16 protein-coding genes and 1 other annotated feature are annotated in these 14,639 nt (G+C 33.6%); of the genes, 1 reads left to right on the plus strand and 15 read right to left on the minus strand.

Going from position 1 to position 14,639, the window contains the following annotated elements:
* Positions 1 to 259 precede the first annotated feature (259 nt).
* Positions 260 to 655, plus strand: coding sequence for a sigma-w pathway protein ysdB (locus FS935_RS14015; RefSeq protein WP_146949263.1), 396 nt, complete (start codon positions 260 to 262; stop codon positions 653 to 655).
* 41 nt (positions 656 to 696) lie between these two features.
* Here the strand turns inward: FS935_RS14015 and FS935_RS14020 are convergent, their stop codons facing one another.
* The 15 genes from FS935_RS14020 to ytaF all read right to left on the minus strand — a co-directional run bounded on the left by FS935_RS14020 (position 697) and on the right by ytaF (position 14,185).
* Entirely contained in the window at positions 697 to 1,296 is a 600-nt protein-coding gene (locus FS935_RS14020) for a TVP38/TMEM64 family protein (RefSeq protein WP_240050913.1), read from the minus strand.
* Between the two features lie 492 nt (positions 1,297 to 1,788).
* On the minus strand, positions 1,789 to 2,052 hold the full coding sequence (locus FS935_RS14025; RefSeq protein WP_146949267.1) for a DUF1294 domain-containing protein: 264 nt from the start codon (positions 2,050 to 2,052) through the stop codon (positions 1,789 to 1,791).
* 102 nt (positions 2,053 to 2,154) lie between these two features.
* Positions 2,155 to 2,514 (minus strand): 50S ribosomal protein L20, encoded by a 360-nt coding sequence (gene rplT, locus FS935_RS14030; protein WP_146949269.1) that lies wholly within the window; start codon positions 2,512 to 2,514, stop codon positions 2,155 to 2,157.
* Positions 2,515 to 2,545: 31 nt separating this feature from the next.
* Positions 2,546 to 2,746 (minus strand): 50S ribosomal protein L35, encoded by a 201-nt coding sequence (rpmI, locus tag FS935_RS14035; RefSeq protein ID WP_066326889.1) that lies wholly within the window; start codon positions 2,744 to 2,746, stop codon positions 2,546 to 2,548.
* Positions 2,747 to 2,766: 20 nt separating this feature from the next.
* Positions 2,767 to 3,288 carry a translation initiation factor IF-3 gene (gene infC / locus FS935_RS14040; protein WP_168714488.1) on the minus strand — a complete coding sequence of 174 codons (522 nt, stop codon included), beginning with the start codon at positions 3,286 to 3,288 and terminating at the stop codon, positions 2,767 to 2,769.
* Positions 3,289 to 3,370: 82 nt separating this feature from the next.
* Positions 3,371 to 3,494 (minus strand) — a sequence feature (ribosomal protein L20 leader region).
* A 196-nt stretch (positions 3,495 to 3,690) separates the two neighbouring features.
* On the minus strand, positions 3,691 to 5,628 hold the full coding sequence (gene thrS / locus FS935_RS14045; protein WP_146949273.1) for a threonine--tRNA ligase: 1,938 nt from the start codon (positions 5,626 to 5,628) through the stop codon (positions 3,691 to 3,693).
* A gap of 563 nt (positions 5,629 to 6,191) precedes the next feature.
* Entirely contained in the window at positions 6,192 to 7,013 is an 822-nt protein-coding gene (gene ytxC / locus FS935_RS14050; protein WP_146949274.1) for a putative sporulation protein YtxC, read from the minus strand.
* A gap of 198 nt (positions 7,014 to 7,211) precedes the next feature.
* Positions 7,212 to 8,150 (minus strand): primosomal protein DnaI, encoded by a 939-nt coding sequence (dnaI, locus tag FS935_RS14055; RefSeq protein WP_146949275.1) that lies wholly within the window; start codon positions 8,148 to 8,150, stop codon positions 7,212 to 7,214.
* Positions 8,151 to 8,328: 178 nt separating this feature from the next.
* Positions 8,329 to 9,777, minus strand: a complete 1,449-nt coding sequence (locus FS935_RS14060; RefSeq protein ID WP_146949276.1) for a replication initiation and membrane attachment family protein — start codon at positions 9,775 to 9,777, stop codon at positions 8,329 to 8,331.
* A gap of 136 nt (positions 9,778 to 9,913) precedes the next feature.
* Positions 9,914 to 10,372, minus strand: coding sequence for a transcriptional regulator NrdR (nrdR, locus tag FS935_RS14065; protein WP_146949277.1), 459 nt, complete (start codon positions 10,370 to 10,372; stop codon positions 9,914 to 9,916).
* Between the two features lie 93 nt (positions 10,373 to 10,465).
* On the minus strand, positions 10,466 to 10,864 hold the full coding sequence (locus tag FS935_RS14070; protein ID WP_146949278.1) for a cytosolic protein: 399 nt from the start codon (positions 10,862 to 10,864) through the stop codon (positions 10,466 to 10,468).
* Positions 10,865 to 11,010: 146 nt separating this feature from the next.
* Positions 11,011 to 11,391 carry an adenosylmethionine decarboxylase gene (gene speD, locus FS935_RS14075; protein WP_146949279.1) on the minus strand — a complete coding sequence of 127 codons (381 nt, stop codon included), beginning with the start codon at positions 11,389 to 11,391 and terminating at the stop codon, positions 11,011 to 11,013.
* Positions 11,392 to 11,742: 351 nt separating this feature from the next.
* Positions 11,743 to 12,762 carry a glyceraldehyde-3-phosphate dehydrogenase gene (locus tag FS935_RS14080; protein ID WP_146949280.1) on the minus strand — a complete coding sequence of 340 codons (1,020 nt, stop codon included), beginning with the start codon at positions 12,760 to 12,762 and terminating at the stop codon, positions 11,743 to 11,745.
* A gap of 165 nt (positions 12,763 to 12,927) precedes the next feature.
* Entirely contained in the window at positions 12,928 to 13,521 is a 594-nt protein-coding gene (gene coaE / locus FS935_RS14085) for a dephospho-CoA kinase (RefSeq protein WP_146949281.1), read from the minus strand.
* A 22-nt stretch (positions 13,522 to 13,543) separates the two neighbouring features.
* Positions 13,544 to 14,185 carry a sporulation membrane protein YtaF gene (gene ytaF, locus FS935_RS14090; RefSeq protein ID WP_146949282.1) on the minus strand — a complete coding sequence of 214 codons (642 nt, stop codon included), beginning with the start codon at positions 14,183 to 14,185 and terminating at the stop codon, positions 13,544 to 13,546.
* Positions 14,186 to 14,639 lie beyond the last annotated feature (454 nt).

The following is a 14,639-nucleotide window of genomic DNA, read 5'->3' on the forward strand; positions in this document are numbered from 1 at the left end:
CTTTTTATTGATCTATCATTTTCTCATTCATGACAAAACACCAGTATTTTCGCTCTATTGTTTTACCTTTTCTAACTAATGCTGTGTTTCAATTCTTAGATCTAATTGTTATTGCATTTGATATAAACTTGAAATAACCGTCAATTTTGCCTCCAATAAAAATATCCTACTAAAAAATTATAACAAATTGAAAAAAACTTGAAACCTTTTCGCTTCCTAAATCGTAAATAAGGAAAAATACCCTCAGGAGGGGTTAAAAATGTTTGTTATATTATTAAGGCTGCTTTTAATCATTTTCATTCTATTTCTTATTTATTCTGGATTCAAATATTTATTTAATCCAAAGCGTAAACTTGAATTAGCTCATGAACAAAAACAATTTCATTTCTTAGATGATAAAGAAAATGTCCGAAAAAATTTTTTATTAACCTACAAAGGTGTATTATTTGAAGGAGAAAAATACTTAGGTACAACAACACATTCGTTTGAGGTTGTCTCCATTTTTATATGGGCAAAAAACACTAGTTCACTACAAGGATTAACATTAGAAGATTTTTCATATGTAGAGAACCAAATAAAAAAACGTTATCCACACGCAAAGATTGATTGGAAAAGTCCAATTAAAGAGCTTCTTGTGAAAAAACGTGAGAAATAAGAAACTTAAATCAAAGTCTAATTCGTAATAAAAGGTACAGTTCATTGTCGAGCTGTACCTTTTTCTTTTAAAAAGAAATCTTCCCACTTGATAAAGACCTGTTTCTCTCTTAAAAAATAAATAAGAAATAGCAAGGTTAACAAGATTGAACCAATCAATATTGGTGACAAATTTTGAATTGATGCCCCTAAAAAGGTAAAACATAGTGATGAAGGTATATGAGTGATAAATGAAAGCCTCACATATCTCATAAATCCTTTTGTTTTTTCTAAAATGCAAAGAGAGATAAGTGAAAAGTTTACAAGTGGAATCAAGCGTAAAACCATAATTTGGCCAGTTGAAAAATAGGTGTACGCACCTATCCATTTTTCTTTCATTTTCACAAATCGATGTAATAATTTAGGAAACAGCCTGGAAAACAAATAAAAAGTAATACTTGCACAAGTAAGGCCTACAACTGAATATAGCGATCCTAATTCGGTACCAAATAAAATACCACCAGCAACACAAACAACAGCTACTGGAATAAACAGAAATTGTCTAATGATATGAAATAGAATAAAGAATAGCGGTGCAAATAATCCTGTAGTTTGGATGGCAGTTAAAACAGTAGACGTCGCAAGCTCGATTTTAATCACCACTTTCTTGTTTGTCATTCTGGCAGGTTAGTAGTGTTTATACATTTTACGAGAATTTTTGTGATTTATGCTAATTCATTGGACGGATAACTTCTTGAGTATATGGAATCAGTTTTGCAGAAGGTGGCAATCTAAGGATGTGGTGGCTTTCTTTGTAAGTGGGCTTTTTCTCAATAGAGGTGTATTTTGTCGAAAAATGTCTAATCGACGATAAATCCGAAAAATCGCTGATAAATTTGCAGAATCGACGATAAATCGAGAAAATCGACGATAAATTCAAAAAATCGCTGATAAATTTTTTCTATAACTCTTGTTAGCTAAAAAAAACCTATATGTAGGTTGGAAAAAGCATTTGAAAACGTTCTCAAATAATATTACTCAAACTTACTTGCTGCTTCACATACTATTACAGCTTTTTTAGCTGTAATAACATCCAAATCTGGTCGGGAAGTCACTCCCGCACCATGAAAATTGCTCAGATCCTCAAATCACCATTTAAAATACAGCTAGATATAAAACTAAACCAAAATGTAAAGAAACTAGCAAAGGCAAGCCAACTTTAAATGAAGTATGCTTTGTTTTATGACGATATAACCTCATTCCAATATAACTCCCAAGTGCACCACCTATTAGAGATACAGACCACAATGTAGATTCTTTGATTCTCCATTCCTTGCGTTTAGCTCTCCCTTTATCAGTAGCCATTAAAGCTAGACCAATAACATTTATTATTATGTAGTATAAAAATATAAAGATCATTTAATATCTCTCCTTTTCTCTCTATATAGTAACATTCATTTCCCAACACGAAGCTAAAAAAGAGCTGATCCACTTAGGAATCAACTCTTTTATGTTTATCTATTATTTGCTTAGTTGAGCTTTTGCAGCGTCAGCTAATTGAGCAAATGCTTTTTCATCTGTTACAGCTATATCAGCAAGCATTTTACGGTTTACTTCGATACCAGCAAGCTTTAAGCCATGCATTAAACGGCTATAAGAAAGACCATTCATACGTGCAGCTGCATTGATACGTGTAATCCAAAGCTTACGGAAGTCACGTTTTTTCTGGCGACGGTCACGGTAAGCATACATTAATGATTTCATTACTTGTTGGTTAGCAACTTTGTATAATGTATGTTTAGAACCGAAATAACCTTTAGCTAATTTTAATACTTTTTTACGACGTTTACGTGAAACGATACCGCCTTTTACTCTTGGCATGTAAATTCCCTCCTATATTACGATGTTCCGATTATTTAATATTGTCTAATAAGTGACGAATACGTTTGAAATCGCCTTTGCTTACTACAGTTGATTTACGTAGTTTACGTTTAGCTTTTGTAGATTTGTTAGCAAATAAGTGACTAGTGTAAGCATGTGAACGTTTAAGTTTACCAGATCCGGTCTTTTTGAAACGTTTCGCAGCTCCACGGTGTGTTTTCATTTTTGGCATAAGGGATTCCTCCTTAAGAATTATTGCTTTTCGTTTTTCGGTGCTAATACTAAGAACATGCTACGACCATCCATTTTTGGATGAGACTCAATTGTACTTAAATCTGCACATTCGCTTGAGAATCGATCAAGCACCTTTTGACCAATTCCTTTATGTGTAATGGCACGGCCTTTGAAACGGATAGAAGCTTTTACTTTATCGCCTTTTTCTAAGAACTTACGTGCATTTCGAAGCTTAGTGTTAAAGTCATGCTCATCAATAGTTGGGCTCAAACGAACCTCTTTTAAATTAATGATCTTTTGATTTTTACGAGCCTCTTTGTCTTTCTTTTGCTGTTCAAAACGGAATTTTCCGTAATCCATGATGCGACATACAGGAGGCTTTGCATTTGGTGCAACTAAAACTAAATCTAAGTTAGCTCTAGTAGCAATTTCTAACGCCTCTTGACGAGATTTAATTCCAAGCTGATCTCCATTGGCACCGATCAGACGAACCTCACGTGCGCGGATTCCGTCATTTACCATCATATCTTTGCTAATAATTAGCCACCTCCAAGGTTTTATCAAACTGAATAGTAGTTTTTCAAATCCGTTTAATTGTAGATAGATCTTGGTTTTTTTATTGTAAAATAAAAAAGTGCGGATGTATAAACACCCACACTACGATTGTATATAAAAATTCATCGCAACCTGTCAACTACAAACGGATGTGTCAATCAGGTGAGAAGCGGGTGCTTCTACTTGTATATATGAAAGACTATTCAATTACCTTGAACATTATAACATCGAACAAAAGATATTGCAAGTAGATGCTATATGTTTATTTCAACAACATATGTTATTCTATCAGACCAAGAATCATTCTGCAACACTTTTATTTAAAAGCTCTTATTAGTGTTAAAATCAAATTATTTCTGCTTCAACTCATTTTACTGAAAACTATACTTATCTTTTTACTTCATTTGTTATGCTCTGTAAAAACTCAGTAAACGCAAGTGTTTCAGATTTTTGCTCACCATATTTACGAACATTAACAGCTTTTTCTGCGATTTCGTTATCACCTACAACAAGCATGTAAGGAATTTTTTGCATTTGTGATTCACGAATTTTGTAGCCAATTTTTTCATCACGAGCATCTAACTCAACACGTAATCCAGCTTCTTGAAGCTCTTCCTGTACTTGTTTAGCATAATCAAGATGGATACCAGGAGACACTGGAATGACTTGAACTTGAGTTGGTGCAAGCCAAGTTGGGAATGCCCCTTTGTATTCTTCAATAAGGAAAGCAACAAAACGTTCCATTGTTGATACAACTCCACGATGGATGACTACTGGTCGATGCTGCTTACCATCTTCACCTACATATGTTAAATCAAAACGTTCTGGTAGTAAGAAATCCAGTTGAACAGTTGAAAGAGTCTCATCTTTACCAAGTGCTGTTCTTACTTGAACATCAAGCTTAGGGCCATAAAATGCAGCTTCTCCTTCTGCTTCAAAATAATCATGACCTAACTCATCCATTGCACCTTTTAACATGCTTTGTGCTTTTTCCCACATGCTATCATCGTCAAAGTATTTTTCTTTGTCTTCAGGGTCACGATACGACAATCTAAATGAGTATTTCTCAATACCAAAGTCTTTATAAACCGCTTCGATTAAACGAACAACACGGATGAACTCGTCTTTGATTTGATCTGGGCGTACAAAAATATGTGCATCATTTAATGTCATTCCTCTAACACGCTGTAAACCTGTTAAAGCACCTGACATTTCATATCTGTGCATCATTCCCAATTCAGCAATTCTAATAGGTAATTCACGGTAGCTATGAATATCATTTTTATAAATCATCATATGATGAGGACAATTCATTGGGCGAAGTACTAGATCTTCATTATCCATCTCCATTTTCGGAAACATATCTTCTTGGTAATGCTCCCAGTGACCTGATGTTTTATAAAGCTCTACACTTCCTAGAACTGGAGTATATACATGCTGATAGCCTAGTCGCTCTTCCTTATCAACTATGTAACGTTCTACAATTCGTCTAATAGTTGCACCTTTTGGAAGCCATAATGGTAAACCTTGCCCTACCTTTTGTGATGTAGCAAACAAGCCTAACTCCTTACCAAGCTTACGATGATCACGCTCTTTTGCTTCTTCAAGAATACGTAGATGCTCATCTAAATCAGCTTTCTTAAAAAAGGCTGTTCCGTAAATACGTTGTAGCATTTTATTTTTACTATCTCCACGCCAGTAAGCACCAGCGACACTAAGTAGTTTAAATTCCTTGATTTTCCCTGTTGAAGGAAGATGTACTCCACGACATAAATCAAAAAACTCACCTTGCTCATAAATAGATACTGCTTCTCCTTCTGGAATTACTTCTAGCAGCTCAAGCTTTAGTGGATCTTCTAATTCTTCATATCGACGCTTAGCTTCTTCACGAGTTACTTCAATTCGTGTAATATCTAAGTTTTCATTTACAATCTTTTTCATTTCCTTTTCAATTACTGGTAAATCTTCTGGTGTTATTGCATGCTCCATGTCAATGTCATAGTAGAAACCATTTTCAATAACAGGTCCAATACCAAGCTTTACAGATTGATCTTTATATATCCTCTTTATTGCTTGGGCCATTAAATGTGCAGTTGAATGACGCATGATTTCAAGCGCTTCTCCGCTATCTTGTGTAACAATTTCAATCGCACCATCTTGTTGAATAGGTGTACGTAAATCGATTACTTGTCCATCTAATTTTCCAGCTAAAGATTTCTTTTTTAGACCTGGGCTTATGGATGCCGCAATATCTTCAGTTGTGGTACCTTTAGCAAACTCCTTAACAGCTCCGTCTGGGAACGCAATCTTTATAACGTCTGACATCCTTGTTCACTCCTCTATCATCTTAAATTAGTTGTGCCTCTTGAATTAGATCCGTTGTATAAGACACTTATAAATAGAAAGGAAAGCAAATGTTTACATTCTATTTATAAGTGGCTCATAGCCGTACCACCTAAAACACGGCAAAAGTATCTTTTAAAATTATCAGCTATTGGAAATTTCTAAAATCCCCTTAAAAACAAATAAAACCCGCCCCTATAAAAGGGACGAGTTATACTCTAGTCAATGGATCGTGGTTCCACCCTTATTCCCAATATCTAATTAAATCATTGATCTTGCATTTAAAAAAAATGCAAAAAAATTAGATATGGCTTTAAATCGATAACGGGAAGACCGTCAGCTATTACTAAACATGTGTTCACAGCTGAAGTTTAAAGGTGGTAAAATTGTTTATCGTGTTAGGAAGTTTTCAGCATATCCTTCCCTCTCTGTAAAACCGTATAAACAAGCTCATGTCCTTATCAATACTGATGATTTTTTCAATTAATTCGTATTATAAATTGTTTTGGTTCTAAAATCAAGCAGACATTTCACTATAATAGTTATTATGTAAATTCAGCTAAGCTATGTATTCTCACTTTTTCTTGAAAGATATTTTGAATTGTTTGAATCATACCATCTATTGAGTCATTTGTATAAACGAAAATTTCTTTTGGTGCAATTGATACTAAAGGAGCCAATAAATTCGAATCAATATACATTGGATGTTGATAAATAAACCCTTGATCTACATAAGCAGTTAGTTGATCATCACTTAAATGTTGTTTATTATCATCATAAACTACATAGCCCTCTTTATGTACAATTGAAATCCTCTCTAATTTAGATTTCTGTTCACATTGATAATCTCGTAAGCTTTGGATAAAGGATTGATATTCTTGCTCTAGCTTGTACTCCTCAATGGCCACTTCAACATACTCTCTTAATCTAGCAATATATTGATGAAGACGGAATTTTTGAAACGAAGCAAATGAGAAATTCAACTCAGGCTTTAAAAACATCCCCAAAGTCTCCTTGAGCACTTCATCACGGGGGCATAACCCTTGAATTCTTGGTATGTCTGTTCTTTCCCCGTCAATGATTGAATTGGCAATTTGTAAAATCTGTTGCTGTTCTATTTCTTCTACAAAATAATATTCTTCTTTTAGTATTGAAAGCATGAATTGATGTTCTTTATATTCTAAGATAAATTGAATAAATCCAGGAATTACAATTTGCTCTAATGATACATCCCATGATTTAGGGCTAATTTTTATAAGCTCGTCATTAATAAGTTGTAATTCTGAAAGGAACTCTTTACGAATGGAACGAAAAATAGCGTAAATTGTTCTTGCCTCTTTCGGAGACGAAAATAAAATCTCAAGCATGTTTGTCCCCCCTTTTTACCAATACCTGGTTCTATGTATATGGGGAAACATTTAAAATTAGAAGTAAAGAATGTAGAGAAAACAAAATTCACATGTTAATTTATTGTTTATTATTTATAACCATAAAAAGACCAAATCAATTTTCGATTTGGTCTACATTATATTATTTAGATATTTTTCATCATAAGTGTTAATCTTCTAGCCTCTTCTATTTTTCCCAATTAACTCAATAGGAATCGCCATATGTTTAATCCGTTCTAGAATCCTTGCTGCTTTAACTGGCTCCTCTTCACCACGCTGTGATACAGATAAATGATGTTGAAGCTGCTTCAAATTAAAGTTAGATGAAAAGAACGTTGGTAAATTTTCTAGCATTCGATATTGTAAAATTGTTCCTAAAATTTCATCACGCATCCAGCTTGATACAGATTCAGCACCTATGTCATCTAACATCAGCACAGGTATTTTCTTTACAGCTTCCAATTTTTCATCTAAAGAAGAATCTTGGAAAGATCCTTTTAACTCTCTCATAAACTCTGGAACATAAACGAGCATCGACGAAACTCGATGTGAAGCCAGTTCATTTGCAATCGCTCCTAAGATATATGTTTTACCAATCCCGAAGGAGCCATATAAATATAAACCTTTTGGACGTTTACCTTTATTGTATTCCTCGACAAAGTCTTGTGCGATACCTATTGCTTTTAATCTACTTGTTTCTTCTACATCAACATCAATATTATGAAATTGAGCTTCTAAAATATCTTTCGGAATATACATACTCTTTATCAAAGACTCATGTTTCTTGCGCTCATCATGAGTTTCCTTTGTTGGGCATTTATCATATTGAACATCAATCATTCTTCCAACAATCATTAGTCGTGGGTGATATCCTTGCAATAAATTTTGACATTGTGATAAAGAAGGACATTTCTTGCAGTTTTTACTTTGATTCGTGAATTCATATAATTTCCCGATACTTCGATCAATCATCCCACTCTCAATTTCAGATGAATGATTGGTTATAAAAGCTTGTACATCTGGATCATTTAGAACTTGTTTTCTTAGATCGTTATAGCGATCTTTAAAATCTGGTCTACTTTGTAATTTTTTAAGAGATTTACTCATATGTTCCATTCTTTTTCACCTCAGTTCTTTCTTTAAGTGAGGCTCTTTTCTGGAAGATTGTTGATCTATGTGGTGGAGAAAGTTTTTTCACTTAAAGGGTACAATCTATGAAGAAAAGATGCCGCTAAATTCATTCCTATTTATTTCAACTTCCAAATCGTAAAAAAGCTTTTGAAAACAGCTTTGATTACTCTTTTGTTTTATTATCCTTGTAATTCTTTATTCGATCAAATAATTTCTTTTTCTCAAGCTCAAATTGTTCACGCTCAAGATCTGTTTTCTCATCTGGTTTTTTTGACTCGATTTTTTTATTTGGACTTTCTTGTTCTTGATCAAGCCAAGCTGGCAACTGCTCTTTTCGAACTGGAGCTTTTTTATAATTTGTTTTTTTCTTATTAGCATTTTCCTCTGCCCATTGTTGATATTGGCGATGCTCACTTTTAGCTAAGTCCATCGCTGCTTTTACAGTCTTTATTTCTTTTCTTTTCCAATGACTAGCAATTTTTTCTACATAAGATTTGGTTAATTTCATATCCGTTTTTAGCAAAACATAATAGATCAATACATTTATAACACCAGGATGAAGTTTTTGGTTAATCATAACTTCCTCAATAATCTTCAAATCTCCAGCACTAGGTGGAACTCCCCCAGAAACATCGATTAAAAATTTCCTTGGTGTAATAGATTCTAACTGTAGAATTAATTCTTCATCCTTTGTAAGGTTTTCTTTTTTCATTTCAGACCTTAACGGAAGAGGTTGATGTTTATCTAACAATCCAGGTAGTTCATCACCATGTTGAAATTGATACCAATCACGTGCTGACTTTCGTAAAATTTCAATATCAATAGAATCATTTTGATCAATGCTATTCATGACGACATTTTTCATATCTACAGCATTAATTCCATAAAGGTACGATAATTTCTTTATAACATCCTTCACATTAGCCGTAATTGATTTTGAAGGAATAATCACATTCGAAATACCTGATAAAAACAAGTCAAAATCAAAAGCATGATCTGATACTTCCATTGATGCTCGGGTTTCAGTTTGCATATATTCTTTGTCTACTTGCAATGTTAAATCTTCCAATGTCTCATTGTTCAATTTTGCAATCATCTCAGCAGATTGCCCAGAATCAAAAACCTCATCGAAGGATTTCGTGATCTCACCCATCTCTGTATCAATTCGATCATCTGAGAAAAATTGCTTTAAGTGTAGGAAAGTATTTTTACCTACTCGATTATACAAATAGACATTTAAAACACCATCTTGAAAGAATTCATTAGGTTTTAACGGTGCATGAAGCTCGTATACGTATCGTTTACACCCCTCTGATTCATTCATATAGGTTTTTAATAAACCTAATCCTTCAAGCTTTATACGTTCAAGATAAATGTCCCTAAGATTGCTTTGCATGATTGTCATCAAACTATGATGTGTTTTTTCTACACTCCATACCCTGCTTTGTTCAAGCTCTCCCCAAAGTGTCATGTAAAGACTAAAACATTTTGAACCAATCAAAGGTTGATATAATAATGTTAAAATCTTACGATCAAGATCGTTAAGAACCGAATTACTTTTCACTTTGTAACGATCAATTGCAAGAATTTCTTTCCAATGATGCTGATCCATCCCCTTCAAACCTTTCAAAACATATTCGCTCTTTGCTTCACTTTCTAAGGTATTGGTTAACTTTTGTTGACCATTTCATCCCTAGCTCACTGAAAAAAGAGCTATAAGAAATTTTTCTTTACTAGCTCTTCCTTTTTTATCTTACTTTTTTAATTAAATCTGTTAATTCATCAATAAATACATTTATATCTTTAAATTGTCGGTACACTGAAGCAAACCTAACGTAAGCAACTTCATCGATTACCGCAAGGCGATTCATGACCATCTCACCGACATGCTCACTGTTTATTTCAGATACACCTTGGTTTCTTAATTCTTTTTCTATATCATGAACAAGATCTTCTAATACTTGCAATGGAACAGGTCTTTTTTCACATGCTTTAATAAGACCTCTTAATATTTTTTCTCTACTGAATTCTTCACGAGTCCCTTCTTTTTTTACCACAATTAAAGGGATTTCTTCAACTTTTTCGAATGTAGTAAAACGATACTGACATTCTTCACATTCACGTCGACGTCTTATCGATTTACTTTCGTCAACTGGTCTAGAATCTAATACCCTTGTCCCATTATGTTGACAGGAAGGACATTTCATAAAACCCAACTCCAATCAATTTCTCAAATAATTACATTCATTGGAATAACAAAATTTTTCTTAGTATGTACCAGTATAAAACAAAATGTTTATTTATCTTCCACTTTTACCTGTTCCTACAAATGTTTCTTTTTTATCAAGCTTTTTATATAGCTCAAGAATTACCTTTTTACTATATCCAAAATCTGTTGGTAAGACGGTATTTGTAGTTGCTGTAAAATCAACTGCTGTTTCAAAAGGACGAACAGATATTATTGTTACAATTAAGAAACCTTTTTTTGGTCGATCGATATTTACACTCATTTCACCACGGTCTTCAGATACCGATGTTATTGTCATTCCAGGTGTTTCTTCGATAATTGATTTAACAGATTGTAAAGCAGTTTTATACGTTGTTTTATAATAATGACTTTTCAGATCTTCGTTGTAATGATTTTCACGCGTTTCTTGATGTGTACTAAAAATATCTTTAAGCTTGTTTACAAAACTCATTATGTTTAAACCCCTTTATCATAATTTTCACTTGTCGTGTCCAAAGTATTCTACCTACTATCATACTGAAATTTCACAATAATAAAAAGAGGTGTGGATTAAATAAATCCACACCTCTTAACTAAATGTTCAATATTAGTCGAAAATTAAAGAACTTTTGCTTGAGCTTGTTTAACTTGAACAGGACCCATGCCTCTAGGAATTTCGATATTTTCACGAGTTTGAGCACCTAAAGATTCAGCAATATGATCTGCTGCTATATTCGGATTTAAATCACCGCATGTATAAACATCAATACTTGCATAACCATGCTCAGGAAAGCTGTGAATTGTTAAATGCGATTCAGAAATGATTACTACACCACTTACTCCTTGTGGAGCAAATTTATGAAAAGCAACCTCTCTTACTTCTGCACCAGACTTTAATGCCGCATTTACAAATGTTTTTTCAATGTAATCCATATCATTCAACTTATCAAAATCGCATCCCCATAATTCTGAGATAACGTGTCTACCCATTGTTTCCATATTAATGGATCCCCCTTTAACTATTTTTATACATGAATTCTCTGCTTAATGGTATATGTGTAACTACCACGGGGGAAAGTTAGTCCAAAGAGGTCCTAACCCTTTAAGTAGCCTTTAACACCTTGGCTTTTTATAAGAAGTTCACGAAAAATAGTATACTTTGTTTATATATCTTTTGCAACAAACTTTTTTAAAAAGTTTTGTTAACCATTAAAGTAAAGGGGCAATCACTTACTATTTTTCTCATGTTTTTTTATTCTATTCACCCTGCTTTTCACGAAAAAAGAACCGTCCAGGTTGTGAATTTTTTATCACGACCATTTGGACGGTTCGCATACAAAAGGTAAACGTTTAAACCTCAATCATGGAACTCATTTTCTTCTCAACCATCATCGTAAGATCTGTTACACGACATGAATATCCCCATTCGTTATCATACCAAGCTAGAACTTTTATTTTATTTCCCGCCATAACAATTGTCGATAAACCATCAATGATTGCTGAAAAAGGGTTTGTATTAAAATCTATTGATACTAAGGGTTCATTTGTATAATCAAGAATTCCTTTTAGAGAGCCTTTTGCTGCTTGCTGAAAGGCTAAATTCACATCATCTACAGAAACAGATTTCTCTACATCTACCACTACGTCAACTAAAGAGACATTCGGTGTTGGAACACGCAATGCCATTCCATGCATCTTCCCCTTTAATTGTGGTAACACCAATTCTAAAGCTTTAGCAGCACCCGTTGAGGTTGGAATAATTGATTGCCCACAGGCTCTTGCTCTTCGTAAATCTTTATGTGGATTATCAATGTTTCTTTGATCATTTGTATATGCGTGTATTGTTGTCATTAAGCCATTTTTGACGATGAAATTTTCATCAATTACCCTCATTACCGGAGCTAAACAATTTGTCGTGCAAGATGCATTTGAAATAATACTATGTTGATCTGATTTATACTTATTTTCATTTACTCCCATAACAACTGTTAGATCTTCCTTCTTACCTGGTGCCGTTAAAATAACTTTTTTAGCACCAGCCTTAATATGAAGAATTGCTTGATCTCTATGATTAAATTTACCTGTTGCTTCAATGACAATATCAATCCCCAATTGTTTCCATGGGAGATTTTCAGGATGTCTTTCATTAATTAAAATTACTTTGCTACCGTTTACAATTAAATGACCTTCTTCTACAATCACATTTCCATCGAATTTACCGTGATTTGTGTCATACTTTATTAAATGTGCCAACGTTTCTGCTGGATAACTCGCATTAATGACCTTTATATTCATACCTTGCATCATTGCATTACGAAAAACCATTCTCCCAATACGACCAAAACCATTTATTGCAATATTGGCTCTCATCATATTACCCCTCTCGCTATATATGTTATACTAATTATTCTATTTTCGTATTAAGTATAACACATATAGTGATATATTTAACTCTTTTATTAACTTTTTTCCATTCAAAAAGAGACTATTTCTAGTCTCCTGCTTCTCGAACTTTTATATTGTTAAATTCTGCACCTAGAGAATCTTCTCTAGTAGGTCATTTAACTGTTTCTTCGTTGATTCAATTGATCCATTATTATCAATAATGTAATCTGAAAGTTCTCTTTTCTCATATAATGGCAGCTGTGAGTCCATTCTCATTTTAGCTTCTTCTTCATTGTATCCATTTCTTTTCATTAACCTTTTCATCTGTGTTTCTTGATCTACGTATACAAGTAGTGTTTTATCAACTATATGTGTTAGTTTACTTTCGAATAATAAAGGAATATCTAAAACAACAGCATTAGATTGCTTGTTTTTTTCTTCTTCTACTTGTTTTAGCATTTCTTTCCTTACAGCTGGGTGAACAATGCTGTTTAACGTTTGGCGCTTATTCTCATCAGAGAAAATGATTGTCCCTAGCTTTTCTCGATTGATTGTTTTATCCTCTTTTAATATTTCGATACCAAACTCTTCAACAATTTGGTTATAAGCTGGTTCCCCAACCTCCACTACAACTCTTGCAATGTGATCAGCATCCACTACTCGAATTCCTTTTTCTTGAAGCATTGAAGATATCGTACTTTTTCCACTTGCAATTCCGCCTGTTAACCCAATGACAATTGTCACAACCATTTCCTCCAGTACGTCCTTAAATTTTCCATATCCCTATCATAATGAGGATAACACCTGGGAGGCAAGAAAATTTGTCCATCCAGCTAAATCTTGATAGTACATTTCCAGAATGTATGCCTATTGAGACAAATAACGAGCTCATTAATGCAACAAGAATACTCATTATAATCGGGGAATAACCTAACAATGATGCACCTATTCCTGCTCCAAAAGCATCAAGAGATAATGCAAATCCTAGCAAAAATGCTTCAATACCAGTTATAGTTCCAGATTTATCAATATCTGCAGACATCGGCTTTCTTAAAATATTGATCACAATACCTAGTGTTTTTATTTCAAAGTTAATTAATGTTTTTTCTGTCTTTTCTTCTTCCTCTGAATGTTCTTTTCCAGGGCGAAAGAATTGATATAAAACCCACATACCAATTAGAACTAATATAATTCCGCCTAGCCTTTCTGTAACGTAAATAGGAAATATCTTTGTTAGCAAATCACCCACTAACATTGCGCCAAGCATTGTTGCGGCTGAGCAACAAGCAATAACAAGGATCGATTTAAATGGTATTCTCATTTTTCTCATGCCATACGTAAAACCTACAGAAAAGCTATCTAAGCTTACTGCGAATGCTAACAACAATAATGATACATATTGAACCATAAAGCCTAGCCCCTTCCTTCTAATTGCTAACATAGTGTATGATAGTAGCCTATATAATGTTAAAGAAGGTTTTTTTCAAAGAGAGCTGTTTTCGAAAGACTTTGTTGTTTATAAAGAGACGAAAACAGAACTGTATTGAGTTTATGGCTATCTTTAGGTTGATATGAATTAAATAAAACTTTCAATTTCCTTTCATCTAAATTTGGCATAAAAATGTTTAAATCAGTGAAATAAATAGGCTCTGTTAAACTTTGTTGTTGATTTCCGTTACAGGCATTCGCTTTCCCAGGAAAAAAGCACCTTTTTTCCTAAGGAAGAATAATGAAAAATCACAACTACCGGCTTTTTCAAAGGACAATTCTTCCTAGGGAAGAATAATGAAAAATCACAACTACCGGCTTTTTCAAAAGACAATTCTTCCTAGGTCCGGGGGCCTCCTTGTAAGCTGCGCGCC

This window comes from Metabacillus litoralis (assembly GCF_007994985.1).
GTDB lineage: Bacteria > Bacillota > Bacilli > Bacillales > Bacillaceae > Metabacillus > Metabacillus litoralis.